We start from the raw sequence: 20,769 nt of genomic DNA, 5'->3' as shown, positions 1-20,769 counted from the left end.
ATGCAAAGACTGTCCCGCACATCGGCTTGGCCCGTCCATGGGCGGCAAGGCATTCAAGTGCTGGAAGCCCAACTTCAAGCCTGCAGCCCGATACCCCTGATGGGGAAAGCTGGTTTGGCCACCGCCCAACTGGCCTTGGCCCTGGCACCTTATGCCCAGCGCATATGGGTCGCCGCAGGTCCTGGCAACAACGGCGGTGACGGCCTGGAAGCCGCCATGCACCTGCATCAATGGGGCAAAGCGGTCCGTGTCAGCCTCCTGGGGAAAGCTCAGAACCTGCCAGCCGACGCGCACGCAGCATGGCAAAGGGCGCAAGCAGCGGGCGTTCAGATCAACTCGGAACTGCCAGCCTCTTGGCTGGAAGACATGGGTCCTTTGGACCTGTGCATCGACGCCCTTTTGGGCATGGGTGCCACACGGCCGCTCAGTTGCGAGATGCAAACTTGGGTGCAAGCCATCAACCGATGTCCAGCCCCAGTGCTGGCCATCGACTTGCCCACAGGACTGAATCCCGAGTCCGGGCAACTGCTGGGCGACGCGACCGACACCGCCTTGCTTGTACAAGCCGATCACACTCTAACCTTCATTGCGGCCAAAGCCGGGCTCTTCATGGGTCATGGTCGAGATGCCTGCGGTCAAATCTGGCTGGATTGCCTGGGCTTTCGGGACGGCATCAGCGTGCCACCACCCCAAGCCTTGCTCAACGACAGCAAACCACGCCCGATCAAGCGCCACGCCAGCCACAAAGGCAGCCATGGCGATGTGGCCATCATCGGTGGCGAGGCGATGGCCGCGCACGGCATGGGCATGACAGGTGCCGCCGTTTTGGCAGCCACAGCCGCCTTGCACGCCGGTGCCGGACGCGTCATCTTGAGCCTGCTCTCAGGGCAACACGCAGAAAGCGTGCCACCAGATCTGATGCAACGCGAATGGCAGCGCCTCGATTTGGAAAAACTGCATGTGGTCTGCGGCTGCGGCGGTGGTCAAACCGTGCAATCCGTCATGGCAGAGGTGCTGCGACGCAGTGGGCAATTGGTGCTGGATGCCGATGGCCTGAACGCTGTTGCGCAAGACGACAAGTTGCAAGTCGGGCTGCGCCAGCGGACAGATGCGCAACCGACCGTCATCACACCCCACCCCCTGGAAGCAGCACGGCTTTTGAACATCAGCACAACTGAGGTGCAAAGCGACCGGCTGAAGGCGGCTCAAAATTTGGCGGATCAACTCCGATGCACCGTGGTCTTAAAAGGCTCAGGCACGGTCATCGCAGCGCCTGGCCAAACGCCACGCATCAACACCTCCGGCAACGGCCGCTTGGCCATAGGCGGCACGGGCGATGTGCTGGCCGGACTCATCGGTGCACGCATGGCGCAAGGTCTGGGCGCATTTGATGCGGCTTGCACAGCTGCTGCGCAGCATGGTCAATTGGCCGACGATTGGCCCCCAAACAAAGCCCTGACGGCCAGTCGATTGGCACAGCGCTTGGCCTGACAAGTCGCCACAACGCAAAGAAAACAAAAAGCCAGAATTGAAGTCTGGCTTTTTGACAGCATCAGGTGGTGCTGACCACCCGAAGGATGAAGCCCCTCGGCAACACCACCTCAGCGGCGCGGCTTGGTGGTCCGTGGTCCCTTTTTCTTGGCGGCCGCCTTCTTCACCGAAGCTTTGAGGGCCTGAATGGGCGACCGATTGCGCTCGGCATCGGCCAACCGGCGGTCTTGCGAACCGTGTTTTTTGCCGCGACCGCTCTCGGCTGGCGCAGACACACCTTTGTCACGCATGGCGCGCGGCACCAGATCGTCACCAGGGTGCACCAAGCGGAAGTCGATTTTTCGACCATCCAGATCCACCCGACTGACCTGCACCTGCACCCGACTGCCAATGGCATAACGGATGCCCGTGCGCTCACCACGCAGCTCCTGGCGCAACTCGTCAAAGCGGAAGTACTCCCCCCCCAGCTCAGTGATGTGCACCAGACCCTCCACATACAACGTGTCCAATGTCACAAAGATGCCGAAGCTGGTGGCCGCAGACACCACACCGCTGTACTCCTCACCCAAGTGCTCGCGCATGTATTTGCACTTGAGCCAAGCTTCCACATCGCGGCTGGCCTCGTCGGCACGGCGTTCATTGGCACTGCAATGCAAGCCCGCAGCTTCCCAGGCCCGCTGGTCGGCGGCCGACATGCGCACGCGCGGGGCTTGAGACTCGGGTGAATCGCCTTTAGCGGCGCGGCTTTTCTCCAAGCGCTTGCTGAGTTTGGCGTGTGCCTCGCCCGGCACAGGTAAGCTGGGCAGCGTGTATTTGCGGCCCAACAAAATCGACTTGATGACGCGGTGCACCAGTAAATCAGGGTAGCGGCGGATCGGACTGGTGAAGTGGGTGTAGGCCTCATAGGCCAGACCAAAGTGCCCACTGTTCACCGGGGTGTAAATGGCCTGCTGCATCGAGCGCAGCAACATGGTGTGAATCTGCTGTGCGTCCGGGCGGTCCTTGGTCGCTTGCGCAATTTTCTGGAACTCGCTGGTGTGCGGATCGTCGCTGATGCCCATGCCCAGGCCCAGCGCCTTGAGGTAATTGCGCAGGATGTCTTTTTTCTCGGCTGTTGGGCCTTCGTGCACCCGGAACAAGCCGGGGTGCTTGCCCTGCTGAATGAAGTCGGCGCTGCAGACGTTGGCCGCCAACATGGCTTCTTCAATCAAGCGGTGCGCCTCATTGCGCACGCGCGGCACGATCTTTTCGATGCGACCGCTCTCGTCACACACGATCTGGGTTTCAGTGGTCTCAAAATCCACCGCCCCACGCACCGCACGCGAAGCCAGCAAGGCTTTGTACACATCCTGCAAATTCATCAGGTCGGTCACACGCTCTTTGCGTTTGGCCGCTTCCGGTCCGCGGGTGTTGGCCAAAATGGCCGCGACTTCGGTGTAGGTGAAGCGGGCATGGCTGTGCATCACCGCCGGGTAAAACTGGTAGGCGTGCACATCGCCCTTGGCATTGACCAGCATGTCGCACACCATGCACAAACGGTCCACGTCGGGGTTGAGCGAGCACAGCCCGTTGGATAATTTTTCGGGCAGCATGGGGATCACGCGGCGCGGGAAATACACACTGGTGGCGCGGTCGTAGGCATCGATGTCGATGTCGCTGCCCGTTTGCACATAGTGGCTCACGTCGGCAATCGCCACCAACAAACGCCAACCTTTGCCGCGGCCCACTTTGGCCGGTTCGCAATAGACAGCATCGTCAAAGTCACGGGCATCTTCACCGTCGATCGTGACCAAGGGCACATCGCGTAAATCAACCCGGTCCTTGCGGTCCTTGGCCAGCACCTTGTCCGGCAAGCCCTTGGCTTGCTCAATGCAGCCCGCCGAAAATTCGTGCGGCACGCTGTACTTGCGCACGGCAATCTCGATCTCCATGCCGGGGTCGTCAATTTCACCCAGCACTTCCTTCACACGGCCCACCAGCTGCCCAAACAAGGCTGGCGGCTCGGTCAACTCGACCACCACCACCTGCCCCGGCTTGGCCGTACCGGTAGCCCCTTTGGGAATCATCACATCCTGGCCGTAGCGCTTGTCTTCGGGCGCGACCAACCACAAGCCGCCTTCGTGCAGCAATCGACCAATGATGGGCTGCTCGGGTCGCTCAACGATTTCGACGATGCGGCCTTCAGGGCGGCCCTTGCGGTCTTGGCGCACGATGCGCACCTTGACTCGGTCCTTGTGCAGCACAGCACGCATCTCGTTGGGCGACAAATAAATGTCCGATTCGCCGTTGTCACGGATCAAAAATCCATGGCCATCCCGGTGTCCTTGAACACTTCCTTCAATTTCTTCCAGCAAGCCGCTGGGTGGCGCTACTTTTTTGATATACAATCCTTTAATTCCTGAGGCGCCCAGATGGCGGAATTGGTAGACGCACTAGTTTCAGGTACTAGCGAGTAACATCGTGGAGGTTCGAGTCCTCTTCTGGGCACCAATCTTATCGAATCAGATAAGTTAAAAACACAACAAGCCGTTGATTTCTGATCAACGGCTTTTTTGTTGTCTGCGGTATTTCCCGTGCCTTCAAAACACAAGGCATTCCAGCCCGACTGCACGCGACGCAACCGGGCCGCCTGAAGGCGGCCCCCCGGCGCGCCGCACACCATCAAACCGGCACCCCCACCAGGTCGTGGCCTTCCACGCTGACGATACGGGCGCGGGTGAACTCACCCACTTTGAGTGTTTTGCTCAGCTTCTCGGGCGGTAACAAACGCACCACGCCGTCGATTTCGGGGGCATCGCCAAAGCTGCGCCCCACACCACCGCGCCGGCCCATGGCCGGTGCAGAGTCGACCAACACCTGCATGGTTGAACCCACGCGCTGCTGCAAACGGGCAATAGAGACCTCTTCAGCCACCGCCATGAAACGGGCGCGGCGCTCTTCGCGCAGCGCCTCGGGCAGCATACCCGGCAGCTCATTGGCCGTGGCGCCTTTGACAGGGCTATAAGCAAAGCAACCCGCCCGGTCGATTTGCGCTTCGCGCAAAAAGTCCAGCAGGTGCTGAAACTCTTCTTCTGTCTCTCCCGGAAAGCCGGCAATGAAGGTGCTGCGAATCACCAACTCGGGGCACAGTTCTCGCCAGCGCTGGATGCGCTCGAGGTTTTTCTCGCCGCTGGCAGGACGCTTCATGCGTTTGAGCACATCGGGGTGACTGTGCTGGAAAGGCACATCCAGATACGGCAACACCAGTCCCTGGGCCATGAGTGGAATGATGTCGTCCACACTGGGATAAGGGTAAACGTAGTGCAGGCGCACCCAGGCATCGTGCGCGCGGGCCATCTCGCCCAGCGTCTGCACCAACTCCAGCATACGGGTCTTGACCGGTTTACCGTCCCAAAAACCGGTTCGGTACTTCACATCCACCCCATAAGCCGAAGTGTCCTGACTGATGACCAGCAACTCTTTCACACCGCCCTCAAACAAGGCCTTGGCTTCTTTCAGCACATCGCCAATCGGACGAGAGACCAAGTCGCCGCGCATGGACGGGATGATGCAAAACGTGCAGCGGTGGTTGCAGCCTTCGCTGATCTTCAAATACGCATAGTGGCGCGGCGTGAGTTTGAGGCCAGCCTCGCCAAAACCACCAGGCACCAAGTCCAGAAACGGATCGTGGGGCTTGGGCAAATGGGTGTGCACTGCGTCCATCACCTCTTGCGTGGCGTGGGGCCCGGTCACGGCCAGCACGCTGGGGTGCGTTTCCAAGACCATATTGCCACCGCCCTCGGCTGTTTTAGCGCCGAGGCAACCGGTCACGATCACTTTGCCGTTGGTATTGAGCGCCTCGGCAATCGTGTCCAAACTTTCCTTGATGGCTTCGTCGATGAAGCCACAGGTGTTGACGATGACCAGGTCAGCACCCTCAAAAGTTTTGGAAGTCTGATAACCCTCTGCACTCAATTGCGTCAGGATCAGTTCGGAATCGGTCAGCGCCTTGGGGCAGCCCAGGCTGACAAAACCCACTTTCGGGGTCGGGAGGGGGGCAGTTGCAGTCATTTCACTCATGCCCGCATTGTCCCCGCAAAAACGTCTGCGTTGTGACAAAAGGACATGTTGCGCCCATCAAGTCCTTAAACCCATGACGCCGAGCAACTGCTCCGTGTTCTTCTGGATTTGCTTTTGCATCTGTTCCTGCATCTGCGCCATGACGTTTTGGGACGGATTGGCCAATCCCGAAAACATGTTTTGCATCAGCGGCGTCTGCCACTGCATGAACTGCGCCCAGACTTCCGGGCTCAGGGCCGGGCTGGATTCACCCAGTTTGCTTTGCCAATCCATGAAGGACTGGACGTGGTTCTCTAAATAAGAGCCCATGTGCCCCTGCATGGCATGGCCATAAAACCGGATGATGTTGGACAACACCGCTTCGCTGAACATGGGCACGCCTGCAGATTCCTCTTCCAAAATGATCTGCAGCAAGATAGAGCGCGTCAGGTCTTCACCCGTTTTGGCATCCAGCACGACCACAGGGGACGCCGCCATGACCAGTTTTTTGATCTCGGCCAGGGTCACGTAGGAGGAGGTTTGTGTGTCGTACAAGCGCCGATTGGGGTATTTCTTGATCGTCCGGACATCCGCTGCCGCGGGTGTGCTGGCTGTTTTGATCGACTTGACTGGGGGCTTGACCGACAATGAAAACTCCTGATGAGTGACTGTAAATAGCAAATCTGCTGCAATGCAACATTCTAGGCACATGCCCGGGCAGCTCGAGCCTTGGTTAACCCTGATCCAACCAGGCAGACACGCGATGAAGCTACAGTGCGCTTTTTTGTTGCCGCCCTCCCCGATTAACCCTCATTACCTGCGAAAATAGACAGCTATGTTCACCGGAATCATCACCGGCGTGGGGCGAATCGTCGCCATTCACGACCTGGGTCGCTCTTTACACCACGGCAAGCGCCTCACCATCGAGGCCCCCGCCGGGTACCTTTACGATGTGGGCCTGGGCGACAGCATCGCCTTGAACGGCGCTTGCATGACCGTCACCACCTTCAGCCCCGAGAGCCGTCAGTTCACGATCGACATCTCGGCCGAATCGCTGGATAAAACCAGCGGTTTGGACAGAGAAGGCACCGTCAACCTCGAAAAAGCGCTGCGTGCCCATGACCGTCTGGGTGGGCACATCGTGTCGGGCCATGTGGATGGCGTGGGCCAAATCAGCCACTTCGAGCAAATCGGTGAAAGTTGGGAACTGCGCATTTTGGCACCCCATGCCCTGGCCAAATACCTTGCCTACAAAGGCTCGATCACCGTCAACGGCGTGAGCCTGACGGTGAACAAGGTGGCCGATCTGGCCAATGGCTGCGAAATCAGCATCAACCTGATCCCGCACACCGTGGACAACACCGCCCTCGGTAGCCTCCAAGCTGGCAGCCGGGTCAACCTCGAAATCGACACCGTGGCCCGCTATGTTGAGCGCATGCTCAGCGCCGGACTGATCCAGAAAGACACAGCATGAACGCCCCCGCGCAACTGACCCCCGTGGCGATCTCGCCTGTCGAAGAGATCGTGGCCGAAATGAAAGCCGGCCGCATCGTGATCCTGGTCGACGAAGAAGACCGTGAAAACGAAGGTGATCTGGTCTTGGCGTCTGACCACGTCACGCCCGAAGCCATCAATTTCATGGCCCGCTTTGGCCGGGGCCTGATTTGCTTGACGCTCACCCGCGAGCGCTGCGAATTCCTCAAACTGCCGCCCATGGCCGCCCGCAACGGCACCGTCTACAGCACCGCCTTCACCGTGTCCATCGAGGCCGCCGAAGGCGTGACCACCGGCATCTCGGCCGCGGACCGCGCCAAAACCGTGCAAGTGGCCGTGGCCAAAAATGCCGTACCGACCGACCTGGTGCAACCGGGCCACATCTTCCCGCTGCAAGCCGTAGACGGCGGTGTGCTCATGCGTGCAGGCCACACCGAAGCCGGTTGCGACCTGGCCGCCATGGCTGGCTGCTCCCCTTCTTCCGTGATCTGCGAGATCATGAAAGACGACGGCACCATGGCCCGCCTGCCGGACTTGCAAATCTTCGCTGCCGAGCACGGCCTGAAAATCGGCACGATTGCCGACCTGATCCAATACCGCAGCCGCAACGAATCGCTCGTCGAGCGCATCGGCAGCCGCAGTCTGCAAACCGCCCACGGTGAATTCACCGCCCACGCCTTCCGTGACCAACCCAGCCAGACCGTGCACCTGGCCTTGGTCAAAGGTCAATGGTCTGCCGACACCGAAGTGCCGGTGCGTGTGCACGAACCGCTGTCGGTGCTCGACGCGCTCGAAGTCAACCGCTCCATGCACTCTTGGAGTCTGGACACCAGCTTGCAGTACCTCAACGCACAAGGCTGCGGCGTGGCCGTGTTGCTCAACTGCGGCGAGTCGGCCGACCAGTTGCTGGCCCAGTTTGAAGGCCGCGCCCGCTCGGCACAAGCGCCCGAGCGCGGCAAGATGGACCTGCGCACCTACGGTGTGGGCGCGCAAATCCTGCGCGAATGCGGCGTGCACAAAATGAAACTCATGGGCCAGCCCCGCCGCATGCCCAGCATGACCGGCTACGGCCTCGAAATCACTGGCTACATCCCCAAGGAATAAACATGCTCGAAGCGAACAAAGGCACAGAACAAGAACTCGACGGGCAATTTCTGCACATCGGCATCGTGCAGGCCCGATTCAACGAAGACATCACCAATGCCCTGGCCAAAGCCTGCATCGAAGAACTCGAAGCTCTGGGCGTGACCAGCATCGACCATGTCATGGTGCCTGGCGCTCTGGAAGTGCCCGTGGCCCTGCAGGCCATGGCCGAGCGGGCCGAATACGACGCGCTGATCGCGCTGGGCTGCATCATCCGTGGCGAGACCTACCACTTCGAGCTGGTCGCCAACGAGTCGGGCGCTGGCGTGAGCCGCGTGTCGCTGGACTACAACCTGCCGATCGCCAACGCGATCTTGACCACCGAAAACCTGGAACAAGCCATCGTGCGGCAGACCGAAAAAGGTCGCGACGCTGCTCGTGTGGCCGTTGAAATGGCCTGCATCATGGACGACCTGTCGGCCGACCTGGCCGAAGAATTTGACGACGAAGAGAACACCTGATGACCGACCAGAACAGCACGCCGGACACCACAGCGGCAAGTGCATCGCCCGCAGCCGCAGGCACGCGCAAGTCGTCCGCCAAGCCCGCCCGCAGCCGCTCACGCGAGTTTGCGCTGCAGGCGCTGTACCAGCACATCGTGGGCCGCAACGAAGCCTCAGACATCGATGTCTTCACCCGCGACCTGTCGGGTTTTCACAAAGCCGACTCGGCCCACTACGACGCATTGCTTTATGGCTGCATCGAGCAAGCCACAGCACTCGACGCGATGATCGCGCCCAAGCTGGACCGTCACTTTGCCGAAATCTCCCCCGTTGAGCACGCCATCATGTGGATCGGTGTTTACGAAATGCAGCACTGCTTGGACGTGCCTTGGCGCGTGGTGCTGAACGAGTGCATCGAGCTGGCCAAAGACTTTGGCGGCACCGACGGCCACAAATATGTGAACGCCGTGCTGGGTGGCTTGGCCCCCGAGTTGCGCAGCGCCGAAGTGCAAGCCGACCGCCAGTCCGGCCGCGCCAAATAAACGCCCAGGCCATGCGCATCTCCGAACGTGCCGAACGCATAGAGCCGTTTTATGTGATGGAAGTGGCGAAAGCCGCCTCGCAAAAAGCCCGCGAGGTCGCCCACACCGACCGACCGGTGGTTTTTTTGAACATCGGCGAACCCGACTTCACCGCCCCACCCCGCGTGCAAGAAGCTGCACAAGCAGCCATCGAAGGCGGGCACACCCAATACACCCCCGCGCTGGGCCTGGATGCGCTGCGCCAAGCCATCAGCCACTGGTACGCGCAGCGCTTTGGCGTGCAAGTGCCTGCCAGCCGCATCGTGGTCACCGCGGGCGCATCGGCGGCGCTGCAATTGGCGTGTCTCGCGCTGATTGACCGGGGCGATGAAATCCTCATGCCCGACCCGAGTTACCCCTGCAACCGCCACTTTGTGAGTGCCGCAGAAGGCACCGCGGTCTTACTGCCCACCACGGCCGAAGAGCGGTTCCAGCTCAGCGCCGCCAAGGTGGCCGCTGCTTGGGGCCCGAAAACCCGTGGCGTCTTGCTGGCCTCCCCGTCCAACCCCACAGGCACCTCGATCGATCCGGCCGAGCTGCGCCGCATCATGGAAGTGGTGCGCAGCCGTGGCGGCATCACCTTGATCGACGAAATTTATCTGGGCCTGAGCCACGACGAACAATTCGGCCAAAGCGCCCTCGCCCTGGGCGACGACGTCATCAGCATCAACAGCTTCAGCAAATACTTCAACATGACCGGTTGGCGTCTGGGCTGGCTGGTGGTGCCTGAGCAGCTCACGCCTGTGCTGGAGCGCCTGGCGCAAAACCTGTTCATTTGCGCCAGCACCGTGGCGCAACAGGCGGCCCTGGCCTGCTTTGAGCCCGAGAGCCTGGCCGAATACGAACGCCGCCGTGCCGAGTTCAAAGCCCGGCGCGACTACTTCATTCCGGCCTTGAACGAGCTGGGCTTGTCCGTGCCTGTCGCCCCCGATGGTGCGTTTTATGCTTGGGCCGACTGCAGCGCCGCCTGCCAAAAGTTGGGCCTCAAAGACAGCTGGGACTTTGCCTTTGCCGCGCTGGAACATGCCCATGTGGCCATCACCCCCGGGCGCGACTTTGGCACCGACCAGACGGCCAGCTTTGTGCGTTTTTCCACCGCCAATTCGATGGCCGAGTTGCAAACCGCCATTGCCCGCCTGAAAGCGTGGTTGCAGCCATGAGCATCTCTGCGGAAATCAACGCCGCTTTCCAGCACCCCATCCGCATCTATTGGGAAGACACCGACGCGGGTGGCATCGTGTTTTATGCCAACTACCTGAAGTTCTTTGAGCGCGCCCGCACCGAATGGCTGCGCGCGCTCGGCTTTGGCCAACAGGTGCTGCGCGACGAATCGGGTGGCATGTTTGTGGTGAGTGAAACCGCCGTCAAATACCACTCGCCCGCCCGCCTGGACGACACCTTGATCGTGACCGCCGAGCTGCAAAGCGGCGGCAAAGCCAGTTTGACCATTGCCCAGCGTGCCTACTTGCGCGCCGAGGGCCAAACCGACCGACTGCTGGCCGAAGGCACCATACGCCTGGGTTGGGTCGACGCCACCACATTGAAACCGGGCCGCATTCCGGCCCCCGTTCTGGAAGCCCTGAAATGAACCAAGACATGTCCATCGTCTCGCTGCTTTTGCACGCCAGTTTTGTCGTGCAGCTGGTGGTCTTGCTGCTGCTGACCATCTCTGTTACCAGCTGGGCTGCCATCGTGCGCAAGCTCGGAGCCATCAAGCGCATCAAAAACCTGAACGAAGAGTTTGAACGCCTCTTTTGGTCAGGCACCAGCCTCAATGAGCTGTTCAACGCGGCCAGCCAAAACGCCAAACTGTCTGGCCCCATGGAGCGGATTTTTGCCAGCGGCATGCGCGAATACCAAAAACTGCGCGAGCGCCACATCAGCGACGCGGGCACCCTGCTCGACGGTGCACGCCGCGCCATGCGCGCGAGCTTCCAGCGCGAGATGGACGTGGCCGAATCGCAACTGGCATTTCTGGCCTCGGTCGGCTCCATCTCGCCCTATGTCGGCTTGTTTGGCACCGTGTGGGGCATCATGCACGCCTTCACAGGCTTGGCCAGCTTGCAGCAAGTGACCCTGGCCACCGTGGCCCCCGGCATTGCCGAAGCGCTGATTGCCACCGCCATTGGCTTGTTCTCGGCCATCCCGGCCGTGCTGGCCTACAACCGTTTTTCGCACGACGTGGACCGCATCGCCATCAAGCTGGAAACCTTCATCGAAGAGTTCTCCAACATCCTGCAGCGCAGCCTGGGCGGGGCCAACAGCTCGGCTTCGGGTCACTGAAGGAAACCACCCATGCCAGCCGTCTCATCCCGGGGTCGCGGACGCCGCACCATCGCCGAAATCAACATGGTGCCCTTCATCGACGTGATGTTGGTGCTGCTCATCATTTTCATGGTGACCGCGCCCATGATCACACCCAGCGTGGTCGACCTGCCCAGCGTGGGCAAAGCCGCCAAACAACCCGACAAAGTCATCCAGATCGTGATCCAAAAAGACGAACGGCTGGAGCTGGTGAGTGACGGCAAAACCGACTCCGCCACCCTGCCCAGCGTGGCCGCCAGCGTCAAGCGTCTGGTCGGCGACGAGCAAAACACGGCCGTCGTCATCAGCGCCGACCGCACGGTGAAATACGAGACCGTGGTGCAAGTCATGGACAGCCTGCAGCGTGCGGGCATTGCACGCGTGGGCTTGTCGGTTCAACTGGCCCCTTGAGGACTCGGGTTTGAACGCCAAGGCCGCCCCGCACCTCGAATTTGCCCCGCCACCTCAGCCCGGTGCGGGCCGCGCTTGGCTGACCGCAGGCTTGGTGCACGCGCTGCTGTTCTTGGCCTTGGGCCTGGCCACGGCCTGGAAAACACAAACGCAAACCGTGCAAGCCGAAGCCGAGCTGTGGTCCGCCACACCGCAGGCCGCAGCCCCAAGGCTGCAAGAACCGCCACCGGAGCCGGAGCCGGAGCCAGCGCCCGAGCCGGAACCCGCTCCTCAGCCTAAACCTGCCAAACCCACCCCACCGCCACCGCCTGCCCCCGATCTGGCGCAAGAGAGGCTGGACGCCCAAATCGCGCTCGAAAAGAAAAAACAACAAGAAAAAAAGAAAGAAGCCGAGAAAGCTGAAAAGCTGAAGGCCGAAAAAGAGAAGGCCGCCAAGGAAAAGGCTGAAAATGAAAAGGCTGAACTCAAGCGCAAGGAACGAGAAAAAGAGCGCGAGAAAGAAGACAAAGCCAAAGAAAAAGCGGCCAAAGAGAAAAAAGCACAAGAAGAGAAAGAACGCGACAAGAAAAAAGCCGCCGAAAAAGCCAACGCTGAAAAGGCCGATGCCGCACGCACGGACGCGCTGCGCAAAGAAAACCTCAAACGCATGCAAGGCATGGCGGGGGCCTCCGGTGGCGAAAACGCCACGGGCACCGCACTCAAATCATCAGGCCCTTCCGCCAGCTATGCAGGCCGCTTGGTCGGTCGCATCAAACCCAACATCACCTACCCCGGCGATGTGGTGGGCAACCCGCGGGCAGAGGTCGAAGTCAAGGTCGCCCCAGACGGCATGATTTTGAGCCGCCGCATCGCGCAACCGAGCGGCAACAAAGCGTGGGATGACGCTGTGCTGCGCGCCATCGACAAAACGGAAATCTTGCCCAAGGACACCGATGGTCGTGTGCCTCCCGTCATCGTGCTGGGGTTCCGCCCCTCGGATTGACACTTATCGAGGTATTTTGCAATGTTTAAATTTATAATCACAAAAAAATCAAAGTCACCTTATATGAAAACCGTTCAAATACCCCGTCTGACCACTTCATCCATTGTTCAGGGCACCCTCCTCGGCCTGGCCTTGTGGCTGCAATCGCCACTCCAAGCCCAAGTCCTGAACTCGGCATCCCTGTCGAGAAGCCCCGTGCCGATCAACGAGGATTTTGCGGTCACCGTTCAGCTCACGCCCAACAGCAACACAGTCTGGTGCGGCATGCGTGTCGAATACGGTGATGGCCGAACCCAAGACATTCGCGTGGGCTCAGACGGCTTTCAGAGCCTGCCACTGAAGTTGACCCACCGCTACGGCGGCAGTGGTGACTACAACATCCGCATTTTTGGCCGCTATATGTCACGCGGACTCAAATCGGCCATCCCCTGCGAAGGCGCCCCCATTTCCTTGCCGGTCAAAGTCATTGATCCAGCTGTGGGAGAAGCGGCCAGACGCCTTGAAGAGCAAGCCCAGCGCGAACAAAACGAACGCAACCGCATGCGCCAAGACGAAGAGCGCCTTGCGCGCGAGCGCCAATCGTTGGAAGCCCAACGCAAAGCACTGGAAGAGCGGGAGCAACAAGCCAAAGAACGTGAACTGGCCGAACGCGAGCGCGTCCTGCGCGAGCGCGAGGCCGCGCTGAGCCGCAAAGCCCAGGAAACCGCCCCACCCAAACCCGCGGCCCCACCGGCTGCACCTGCGGCCAAACCGGCCCCCGCAGCCAAACCCGCCGCCACAGGCTTTTGATACACCCGTCTGAAGGACATTGCCCATGAAGTGCAACCACTGCGGTGCATCGCTGCGCCCTACAGCCAAACTGTGCATCCAGTGCGGAAACGCCGTCGGCACTGCGCCCGAACCCGTCGCAGCACCCGCCCCAGCGGTAGCCGACGTGCCTGCTGCACCCGCAGCCCCCGAACAAAGCCAGACTGCGGCCCCAGCCCAAGAGGCCAGCCCCCTGGTGCCAGACACAACACCTGCACCCGTGCTGGATGAACCTGCGCCCCCCGCGCCTGTTCAAGAACCTGTTCAAGTGCCCGCGCAAGCAGCGGTGCAAATGCCCGAGGAACTGCCAGTACAAGCCCCGGCTGCGGCCCCCGAAATCGCGACCGCACCCGCAGCACAAGCCACTGCTAAATACGAAGTGGCCCCAGAGTTTGCGACACCACCGGCCGCTCCCAGCCCAGCGCCTGCGCCTACAAGCGCCAACAGCGCCAAACAAGCCCAAGCAACGTCCAAGAGCGGCGTCAAAATGGCCGTGGGCGGCTTGGGTCTGCTGACCGCAGGCGCCGTGGCTTATTTCGCGTTGGCGGGTGGCAGCAAAGCCCCCGCACCGCAGGAGGCTCCCGCGCCAGCTCAAGTGGCGGCTCCTGCTGCACCAGCTGCACCTGCCCCAGCGGCTGTGGCGGCACGCACCGTGGACAAAGCCTTTATTAACGACATGCTGCAGTTGGTCGGCCAGGACCAATGGAGTGCCTTGGCCGATATGGTGAGCAACGCACAAGCTCAAGCCAACCCCAACGCACAAGCCCTGCGTGAGCAAGCGCAGACTGCCTTGTCCAGTCGCAACCATGCACAAGCCCAAAAGCTGACGCTGGAGTTGCTGCTCACCGATCCACAATCAGGTTCTGCTTGGTTGCTGGCTTCTCAGGTGTTTGCCGCACAAGACATCACCCAGCCGGCCCAGTCAGCGCTCAAGCTGGCTTATTACTTTGCCAAAGACCGGGCGCAAGCCCTCAGCAGTTTGGCGGAGTTCGCGCGTGCTGCAGAGCCCAAATTCAAGGCGGTGGCCAACCAGACATCGCCCCAGCTCCCAGCGATCCCGGCACGCAAGCCCTGACCGCTCAAACCATGAGCCCCGCCCTGCTGGGCGTGGGCTGATGCCGTCTCGGCTCAGATCAAGCCGCACCCGGCGGTGAGCGACGCTTGAACTCCTGCACAATCTGCGGCTCCAAATCGGCCGCGAAATACATGTCTTCAGGGTCTTGGGTCGAGCGGATTTGCACCTGCGCCAAGCTCTGCCCCTTGGAGATCGCCATCAAGGCCACCTGCCTGGCCGAATAGGGGCCTGCGGGGCCACGGTCTGTCTGCACAATAAACGCCGCCTGGCCCGAAATCACCGTGCCAGCCGCAGCATGGCGCACTGCACCTGCCCCGACACCAGCCGACTGCAAAGACGGTCCACGGCGTGTCAAATCACCAAAAGAGCCCATCACCGGCACCCCGTGCGATTCCATGCCTTTGCCCAGGCCCTCCAGTGCCGCACGCTGGCCCTGTACCAGATTGAATTCGGTGTAGCCGTCCTGCGAAGCAATGCGGTTTTGCGACTCCTGTTTGCCAAAGTCGCGCAGCAACTGCAAGCTCGCATCGTCGAGCTGCATGGCCAGGTCATAAATGCGGCCAATCGTCAGGCCCAGCGGCATAAACTCTTCGTCCGTCAGCCGGGCAATCTCTTGACTGATCGACTCCACATCCACGTTGGAGACGATCTGCATGACCGGTTGCCGCATGGACCGCATGCCCACTGTTTTGCGCAACTGGTTAAAAATGCGCCCATCCAGCACCTGTTGCGCTGCAGCCCCCGACCAAGCCGACAGGCCCGTCAAAGACGTCATCAAGGTCACAGGGTCTTTGATCCGAACCGTGTACGACAGACGGGCGTTGATCCCCACCACGTTGGCCGAGTTCAAGTCCTTGTATTGCCCCAGTTCCGCCACGCCGCTGTCCAGGCGGCATTCGTGCGTGGCCACAAAAAACAGCTCACACAAGAAGTGATTAGCCCCGGTGAAATGGTCCACCAGGAAATGTCCCAAGAAAGGCAAGTTTGCTGTATCCAGCAACTCGGTCCCCGGGTTCAAGCGGGCAATGAACTTGCCCTCCCGGAAAAACAAAGCGCACTCATCGCTGCGCACCGTGATCTTGGCACCCCGCGGAATGCTCTTGTCCGGGTGCATGTACACCAACTGGCCCATCGCGCTCTCTGGTCGCGCAATGTACAAAGACTTCGTCTCGTCGCGAATGAAAGACAAAGTCACCGTGTCCTTGACCGCCTCCACCGACTTACCGAACAAATTGCCTAACAAGCTCATCGTCACTGCCCTTCCTGTGTCCGGTCTTCACCGGGCGTTTCATACGTTCTGCGCTCCGAAGCCTTGGGCAAAGGGCTGACATGGCGCGAAGTCATCAAGGGAATGGCCATGTTCAGCAACATCCAAACCGACAAATAGCCCACCAACCAAGTGGGCACCTGCGACAACTGCTGCCACCGTGGCCCCCCCGTCAGCCAAGGCGAAATCGTGAAGTAAAAAACACCCCACACCAACGCCTGCGCAAAAGCGTAGACATTCAGGCCCAGCGCCAGTCCACCATACGTGAAGCGGTCACCGCCAAACATGGCAAACAGAACACGGCCCCAAATCAGCCAATAAAACTTCAGAACGATGATGCCGAAGAAAAACAAATTGGCCGAAGCCTTCAGGTCCGGGCCATTGAACAGCAGCCAGATCACCAAAGGCAATGCCAAGCCCAGCACCAAAAAGCGGAAAACGTAGCTCATGCCGGGCACACCGATTCCAGAACCCATTGCTCACTGCTCGTCAACTGACCGCGCAGGCGCTCGATGTACTGCTGACGGCGCTGTGGATGGTAATGCTCATACTCAAAGCCCACCTTCAGCATCGCCGTCATCGCGTCGATGGACGATGAAATCACCGTGACATCGCCAATACGCCCGCCGATGGACAAGACCCATTTGTCCAGCGACTCGGCGTGCAACTCATCCAAAGCCGCATTCGGGGTGACCGGCGACTCCAGCCAATCCGTGTGCGGCGACAGCAGCGAATACGCGGGGTAGTCGGCCTGCGCCAAATCCACCAGATTCATCAACTGATCCAACTTGCGGACCGCCGGGTAGTAACGCACATCGCTGGCCTGAATGGTGCCATCAGCCGCCTCATACGGGGCCATCACCGGTTGGGTCAAGCTCTCGCCCAAGGCATGGATCATCATGCACGCCCCTTCAAACGACACATCACGGCTGGCGTAACCGCCCAGCGAAGACATGCGCACCGACAAACGCTCCTCCACAATGCAAGTGCCCAGCACCACGCAATTTTCGAGCGTGCAGTTCACCGCCCGGACGCTGCCGAAAATCACCGCATTCTTGAGTGCAATGTTTTGGTTGGCCACCAAGTCACCCTTGATGATCAAAGACGCTTTTTGCACCGCACGCATGGGTTGCGTGTCGGCCTGCAAATGGCAATTCAAAGACCCATTGATCGTCAAGCCCGAGCGCAACTGCACCCGCCCTTGGCGTGGATCAATGCGCAAATCCCCCCGCGCCACTACTGGCCCCTCGACCAGCACATCGCCGCGCAACTCCAGCGCACGGCCATACAAAGCCCCCTCAATGCGGGCGGGCTGCTCACTGCCATCGACCAACACCGGGAAATTCGTGTCTTTTTCACTGGTCGGGAACACACTGCCCGCAATGTGGCCCTTGACCACCACGTTGCTGCCTTCTTGCTTAATGGGCATGACGCGCCTCCACAATCTTCAATTGACCCGAACCAATGAAATCTTCAAACATGGTGGCCGCATCCTGCGAAATCAGCCCCTTGTTGCGCAGCATCTGAGCCGCCTTGGCCAAGGCCACAACGTCGTTGGAATTCGCATCCCGCACCGCACCAGAGCGCACGCTTTGCTCTGCCGAAGCCAGGGCCTGCTCACCGCTCAAGCACGCCAGCTCGTCGGTCAGGTTTTGCAAGCTCAAAGACTCACTGCCACAGCTTTGGGCCGACTGGCCTGCCAGCAGCTTGCTGTGCAAAGACGAGCTGGTCAGCACCCCTTCAACCACCCAATGGGCCGACGGCTGCGCCGCAGCCCCACCGGCAAACGGCGTCAACTGCGCATCGTTGCGTTGCTGTGAATACAAAACATCGTCCAGGCGACTCGACTTGAGCATGGACAAAGACTGGTCCAAATTCTGCGAACGGATCTCGAGGCGGTGCAAGTCCATCTCGATCGGCAAGGTGTGCGCCACCTCGTAAGGCATTTGCGCTGCCCGCTCGGCAGGTGCAATGTCTTCGTTGCGGATCTGAAAAATATGACTGCCGATGGTCTTGGTCTTGTTGTCGAACTCGTCCAGGATTTTCTGGAAATTCAGATCGTACAAATCCCGATTGATCGCAGCGCCCTCGACCGCCTTTTCAAAGCGGGTCTTGATGTCCTGAGAAAACGCGCCCAACTTTGTCTTGCTCGACTGGGCCTCGGCCACCTTCTTGCCAATCTCGATTTGCATGGCCGACTCGGTCTGCAAATCCAGCTTCAAGCGCGTTTCGCTGAAATCCGTTTGAATTTGTTGCTTGGTGCGCTCCAGCATCAGCGTGGTGGCGGCCACACCGCCCACCACAGCCACTGTTTGCCGCTCCAGGGCCTGAACGATCATCTCGCCAATTTCTCTCATTTCTCTCTCCAACCTTGCGACTTCATGCTCGACATAAGAACGCAAAGAGCCAATCTCGGAATACACCGAGCGGAGCTCACCATGCATCTCAGTACGAAGGGACCTGATCGCAGAGTCAACATAACTCTGGCTCACGCCCGATGGGGTGTTTGACATCTTCTGCTCCCTTCAATCAAGCAGAAATCAAACGTGGACCACCGACCCTGGGCGTCGATAACATGATCCCGGGCTCTCGCACCACTTCGATCGGGTCATGCACCGTACCCCGCGTCAGGCCCTGAGCCTTGGGCAAGCTGGCCAAAGTGGACTCATAAGTGCTGGCAGCCGACAGCGGCGACTCGCCAATCAACAAGCGCTGCAAACGCTCATCGGTGATCTGCTCCATCACACGCGGTGACAACAAGCCCAGCATGCTCATGCCATCGCGGAAGCTCAGGATCTCGTCGTATTTGGCATTCAAATCCGACTCCAGCAGATACAAGTTCTCTCGGTTCGTGCGCAAGTCGTCGCGGAACTGATTGGCCACGCTGATCAGTTTCTCGCCCTCTTTCTCGCTCATCGAAATCATCATCTCGTTGGTACGGAACAGCTCCGACTTGCGGAAATCGGCCTTCTCCGTCCACAAATGCTCCCACAGCGGAATCATCAAATCGCAATGCGCCTTGACCACACTGCCGTACTTGATGGCATCCGGTGTGCGGTACACATAGGCCGCCAAATCGGTTGACCACTCATCCAGATCCGGGTCGTAGCGCAATTGCGCCTCTTGCGAAAAATGGATGATCGGATTGCTTGCGCCGGTCAAGATCTTGTTGAGCACCAAGCGGAAGACCTTCAAAGCGTCATCGATCTGCATCTGCACATGGCGCGGCTTGATGGCCTGATCCTGCAAAGCGTTGCCGTTCTCATCGACCGCCATCATGTGCAAGAACAAACCCACCGTCTGATGCGCTGCCGACAAATCTTCCAGCAAATCAGGCTTCTTGCTGATGCGGGCGCGCACCACCTCGTCCGATTGCAAACGGTCCAGCAAGGTGTGGATGTCCAGCGCATGGGCGCTCTCAATCTGCACACCGATCAAGTCCTCAATGTATTGGGGCGCCACGATCGTGCGCGGGCAGAAAAACTTGCGGCTGCACCAGCTTGCCCGCTCCAGCACCTGGGTCAAGCCACCATGAATCTGATTGACCGACGCAATGCGGGCGTTCGCATAACGGTTGCACGTGGCTTCCAGCCCCTCGTAGACCGTGTTGAGCGTGTCCAGCATGCGCTGTCCGTTTTCACTGGACAGCACATTGATCGTCTCCTTGAATGTCTCGATCTCCTGCGCATGGCTGCCCGAAGCGGCGACCTCGCAAGCTTGAGGAGCCATCACATCCTGGAACTCACCCGCCGACAAGCGCTGCTGCAACAAACTCGACGCGGGCACCAAATGCATGTCGATGCCCACATCGTGCAATTTGGCCAAATTGTTGGTGAACTCACCGACCAAGGACTGCAGCTGGTTTTCTTCGCCGTACAGACTGTTCATCGGATCGGCCGAATCCGTCACCTCATCGGCAGACAGCATGGGCGGAATGTCCAACAAAGCATCCAGCTGCCCGGTGATCGCCGACACCTCATCGGTCAAAGCCGTCGTGTCAATCGTGGTCAAGCGAACGGGCGCATGGCTGCCAGAGCGGTCATTGAGCACCCGGTGACCTGCCAAATCGAGCGACTCCAAAGCCAAATGCACATCGGCCAAAGTGATTTCAGGGAAGCCCCCCAAACGCGAATCGAGTTCTTGCTCAATCACCTCGAGCCGCGCCAGCGCCTGGCGCAAAGCCACATCGGCATCGGACAAAGCCTGCTGGTTTTGGGCCAAAGCTTCGGCCAGTGTGGCCGCTTGCTGCTTGAACTGATGCCACTTCCAAAACGGGAAGCTGGCCGCCAGCGCCAAAAAGGTCAAAACGGGATAAGCCAGATACAGGCCCAAACCCACCGCCAAGACCGCCACACCCACCATCAAAAAGGTAGACACCTTCTTTTGCGAGACCGCCAAATCTGCGGCCAGCTGCTCGCCAGCAGGCTTGAGCGTCAGAATTTGACCCTCCAGCACATCGCACTGCGCCTCTAGGGTGTCCTTTTCATGGCGCAAATCTTCACCTTGACGCCAAGAGGCCAGCACCGGAGCCAAGTGGTCAATGATGGCCACCACCCTCGTTTCATGTACATCCAGGACATTGTCAATCGGCCTGGCCAACGATTTTGTGCTCATACCACTCCAGTCTTAGCGAACGCGAGAAATATTCATGTTACTTTAAATTTATATATGCAACATCAAAAAATGGCCAAATATTTAAATTCAACAAACGGCGTTAAATCAAAAATATCTTC

At 59.7% G+C, this 20,769-nt stretch carries 20 protein-coding genes and 1 tRNA gene; 13 read left to right on the top strand and 8 right to left on the bottom strand.

What is annotated here, in order from left to right:
- Positions 1 to 1,491, top strand: coding sequence for an NAD(P)H-hydrate dehydratase (locus B9Z37_RS11620; protein ID WP_167394378.1), 1,491 nt, complete (start codon positions 1 to 3; stop codon positions 1,489 to 1,491).
- A gap of 110 nt (positions 1,492 to 1,601) precedes the next feature.
- Here B9Z37_RS11620 and rnr read toward each other — a convergent pair whose 3' ends face one another.
- Positions 1,602 to 3,878, bottom strand: coding sequence for a ribonuclease R (rnr, locus tag B9Z37_RS11615; protein ID WP_108313189.1), 2,277 nt, complete (start codon positions 3,876 to 3,878; stop codon positions 1,602 to 1,604).
- Between the two features lie 18 nt (positions 3,879 to 3,896).
- Here rnr and B9Z37_RS11610 point away from each other — a divergent pair.
- Positions 3,897 to 3,981 (top strand) — tRNA-Leu (locus tag B9Z37_RS11610).
- Between the two features lie 171 nt (positions 3,982 to 4,152).
- Here the strand turns inward: B9Z37_RS11610 and rimO are convergent.
- Together rimO and phaR are read right to left on the bottom strand one after the other, a co-directional pair.
- Positions 4,153 to 5,550, bottom strand: coding sequence for a 30S ribosomal protein S12 methylthiotransferase RimO (rimO, locus tag B9Z37_RS11605; RefSeq protein WP_108313188.1), 1,398 nt, complete (start codon positions 5,548 to 5,550; stop codon positions 4,153 to 4,155).
- 57 nt (positions 5,551 to 5,607) lie between these two features.
- Complete coding sequence (gene phaR, locus B9Z37_RS11600; RefSeq protein WP_240606700.1) at positions 5,608 to 6,240, bottom strand: polyhydroxyalkanoate synthesis repressor PhaR; 633 nt, start codon at positions 6,238 to 6,240, stop codon at positions 5,608 to 5,610.
- Positions 6,241 to 6,364: 124 nt separating this feature from the next.
- Here phaR and B9Z37_RS11595 point away from each other — a divergent pair, with 124 nt between their 5' ends.
- From B9Z37_RS11595 to B9Z37_RS11545, 11 genes are all read left to right on the top strand, one after another.
- Complete coding sequence (locus B9Z37_RS11595; RefSeq protein ID WP_108313187.1) at positions 6,365 to 7,003, top strand: riboflavin synthase; 639 nt, start codon at positions 6,365 to 6,367, stop codon at positions 7,001 to 7,003.
- Positions 7,000 to 8,127, top strand: a complete 1,128-nt coding sequence (gene ribBA / locus B9Z37_RS11590) for a bifunctional 3,4-dihydroxy-2-butanone-4-phosphate synthase/GTP cyclohydrolase II (protein ID WP_108313186.1) — start codon at positions 7,000 to 7,002, stop codon at positions 8,125 to 8,127. The genes B9Z37_RS11595 and ribBA overlap by 4 nt, the downstream gene beginning before the upstream one ends.
- A gap of 2 nt (positions 8,128 to 8,129) precedes the next feature.
- Positions 8,130 to 8,627, top strand: a complete 498-nt coding sequence (gene ribH / locus B9Z37_RS11585) for a 6,7-dimethyl-8-ribityllumazine synthase (protein WP_108313185.1) — start codon at positions 8,130 to 8,132, stop codon at positions 8,625 to 8,627.
- Entirely contained in the window at positions 8,627 to 9,151 is a 525-nt protein-coding gene (nusB, locus tag B9Z37_RS11580; protein ID WP_108313184.1) for a transcription antitermination factor NusB, read from the top strand. The genes ribH and nusB overlap by 1 nt, the downstream gene beginning before the upstream one ends.
- Positions 9,152 to 9,162: 11 nt before the next feature.
- A complete protein-coding gene (locus B9Z37_RS11575; protein ID WP_108313183.1) occupies positions 9,163 to 10,350 on the top strand; it encodes a pyridoxal phosphate-dependent aminotransferase in 1,188 nt (395 codons plus the stop codon).
- Positions 10,347 to 10,778, top strand: coding sequence for a tol-pal system-associated acyl-CoA thioesterase (gene ybgC / locus B9Z37_RS11570; protein ID WP_108313182.1), 432 nt, complete (start codon positions 10,347 to 10,349; stop codon positions 10,776 to 10,778). The genes B9Z37_RS11575 and ybgC overlap by 4 nt, the downstream gene beginning before the upstream one ends.
- A complete protein-coding gene (gene tolQ / locus B9Z37_RS11565; RefSeq protein ID WP_108313181.1) occupies positions 10,775 to 11,473 on the top strand; it encodes a protein TolQ in 699 nt (232 codons plus the stop codon). Before ybgC ends, tolQ begins: the two co-directional genes overlap by 4 nt.
- A gap of 12 nt (positions 11,474 to 11,485) precedes the next feature.
- Positions 11,486 to 11,905 carry a biopolymer transporter ExbD gene (locus B9Z37_RS11560; protein ID WP_108313180.1) on the top strand — a complete coding sequence of 140 codons (420 nt, stop codon included), beginning with the start codon at positions 11,486 to 11,488 and terminating at the stop codon, positions 11,903 to 11,905.
- A 10-nt stretch (positions 11,906 to 11,915) separates the two neighbouring features.
- Complete coding sequence (gene tolA, locus B9Z37_RS11555) at positions 11,916 to 12,887, top strand: cell envelope integrity protein TolA (protein ID WP_108313179.1); 972 nt, start codon at positions 11,916 to 11,918, stop codon at positions 12,885 to 12,887.
- A gap of 63 nt (positions 12,888 to 12,950) precedes the next feature.
- Positions 12,951 to 13,676 (top strand): hypothetical protein, encoded by a 726-nt coding sequence (locus B9Z37_RS11550; RefSeq protein WP_108313178.1) that lies wholly within the window; start codon positions 12,951 to 12,953, stop codon positions 13,674 to 13,676.
- Between the two features lie 25 nt (positions 13,677 to 13,701).
- The gene (locus B9Z37_RS11545) at positions 13,702 to 14,769 is read left to right on the top strand and encodes a zinc-ribbon domain-containing protein (RefSeq protein WP_108313177.1); all 1,068 of its coding nucleotides are present in this window, start codon (positions 13,702 to 13,704) and stop codon (positions 14,767 to 14,769) included.
- 58 nt (positions 14,770 to 14,827) lie between these two features.
- Here the strand turns inward: B9Z37_RS11545 and B9Z37_RS11540 are convergent, their stop codons facing one another.
- From B9Z37_RS11540 to B9Z37_RS11520, 5 genes are all read right to left on the bottom strand, one after another.
- A complete protein-coding gene (locus B9Z37_RS11540; RefSeq protein ID WP_146179734.1) occupies positions 14,828 to 16,018 on the bottom strand; it encodes an SPFH domain-containing protein in 1,191 nt (396 codons plus the stop codon).
- 2 nt (positions 16,019 to 16,020) lie between these two features.
- A complete protein-coding gene (locus B9Z37_RS11535; protein WP_108313175.1) occupies positions 16,021 to 16,485 on the bottom strand; it encodes a hypothetical protein in 465 nt (154 codons plus the stop codon).
- Entirely contained in the window at positions 16,482 to 17,465 is a 984-nt protein-coding gene (locus tag B9Z37_RS11530; RefSeq protein WP_108313174.1) for a hypothetical protein, read from the bottom strand. Before B9Z37_RS11530 ends, B9Z37_RS11535 begins: the two co-directional genes overlap by 4 nt.
- A complete protein-coding gene (locus B9Z37_RS11525; protein WP_108313173.1) occupies positions 17,455 to 18,393 on the bottom strand; it encodes a hypothetical protein in 939 nt (312 codons plus the stop codon). Before B9Z37_RS11525 ends, B9Z37_RS11530 begins: the two co-directional genes overlap by 11 nt.
- A 172-nt stretch (positions 18,394 to 18,565) precedes the next feature.
- Positions 18,566 to 20,650, bottom strand: coding sequence for a hypothetical protein (locus tag B9Z37_RS11520; protein ID WP_146179733.1), 2,085 nt, complete (start codon positions 20,648 to 20,650; stop codon positions 18,566 to 18,568).
- Positions 20,651 to 20,769: the final 119 nt, after the last annotated feature.

The organism is Limnohabitans parvus II-B4 (assembly GCF_003063455.1).
GTDB classification, from domain to species: domain Bacteria; phylum Pseudomonadota; class Gammaproteobacteria; order Burkholderiales; family Burkholderiaceae_C; genus Limnohabitans_A; species Limnohabitans_A parvus.
Note: the sequence above shows the minus strand (reverse complement) of the source record. Positions and strands in the feature narration are given on the sequence as shown.

What these genes read in the sequence shown, in the direction of transcription:
- B9Z37_RS11535 (WP_108313175.1), bottom strand. Translation starts at nt 16,485, where the DNA reads ATGAGCTACGTTTTCCGCTTTTTGGTGCTGGGCTTGGCATTGCCTTTG.
- nusB (WP_108313184.1), top strand. Translation starts at nt 8,627, where the DNA reads ATGACCGACCAGAACAGCACGCCGGACACCACAGCGGCAAGTGCATCG.
- B9Z37_RS11595 (WP_108313187.1), top strand. Translation starts at nt 6,365, where the DNA reads ATGTTCACCGGAATCATCACCGGCGTGGGGCGAATCGTCGCCATTCAC.
- B9Z37_RS11540 (WP_146179734.1), bottom strand. Translation starts at nt 16,018, where the DNA reads ATGAGCTTGTTAGGCAATTTGTTCGGTAAGTCGGTGGAGGCGGTCAAG.
- tolQ (WP_108313181.1), top strand. Translation starts at nt 10,775, where the DNA reads ATGAACCAAGACATGTCCATCGTCTCGCTGCTTTTGCACGCCAGTTTT.
- B9Z37_RS11550 (WP_108313178.1), top strand. Translation starts at nt 12,951, where the DNA reads ATGAAAACCGTTCAAATACCCCGTCTGACCACTTCATCCATTGTTCAG.
- phaR (WP_240606700.1), bottom strand. Translation starts at nt 6,240, where the DNA reads ATGTGCCTAGAATGTTGCATTGCAGCAGATTTGCTATTTACAGTCACT.
- B9Z37_RS11545 (WP_108313177.1), top strand. Translation starts at nt 13,702, where the DNA reads ATGAAGTGCAACCACTGCGGTGCATCGCTGCGCCCTACAGCCAAACTG.
- B9Z37_RS11520 (WP_146179733.1), bottom strand. Translation starts at nt 20,650, where the DNA reads ATGAGCACAAAATCGTTGGCCAGGCCGATTGACAATGTCCTGGATGTA.
- B9Z37_RS11620 (WP_167394378.1), top strand. Translation starts at nt 1, where the DNA reads ATGCAAAGACTGTCCCGCACATCGGCTTGGCCCGTCCATGGGCGGCAA.
- B9Z37_RS11530 (WP_108313174.1), bottom strand. Translation starts at nt 17,465, where the DNA reads ATGCCCATTAAGCAAGAAGGCAGCAACGTGGTGGTCAAGGGCCACATT.
- rimO (WP_108313188.1), bottom strand. Translation starts at nt 5,550, where the DNA reads ATGAGTGAAATGACTGCAACTGCCCCCCTCCCGACCCCGAAAGTGGGT.
- B9Z37_RS11560 (WP_108313180.1), top strand. Translation starts at nt 11,486, where the DNA reads ATGCCAGCCGTCTCATCCCGGGGTCGCGGACGCCGCACCATCGCCGAA.
- B9Z37_RS11575 (WP_108313183.1), top strand. Translation starts at nt 9,163, where the DNA reads ATGCGCATCTCCGAACGTGCCGAACGCATAGAGCCGTTTTATGTGATG.
- ribBA (WP_108313186.1), top strand. Translation starts at nt 7,000, where the DNA reads ATGAACGCCCCCGCGCAACTGACCCCCGTGGCGATCTCGCCTGTCGAA.
- B9Z37_RS11525 (WP_108313173.1), bottom strand. Translation starts at nt 18,393, where the DNA reads ATGAGAGAAATTGGCGAGATGATCGTTCAGGCCCTGGAGCGGCAAACA.
- ribH (WP_108313185.1), top strand. Translation starts at nt 8,130, where the DNA reads ATGCTCGAAGCGAACAAAGGCACAGAACAAGAACTCGACGGGCAATTT.
- ybgC (WP_108313182.1), top strand. Translation starts at nt 10,347, where the DNA reads ATGAGCATCTCTGCGGAAATCAACGCCGCTTTCCAGCACCCCATCCGC.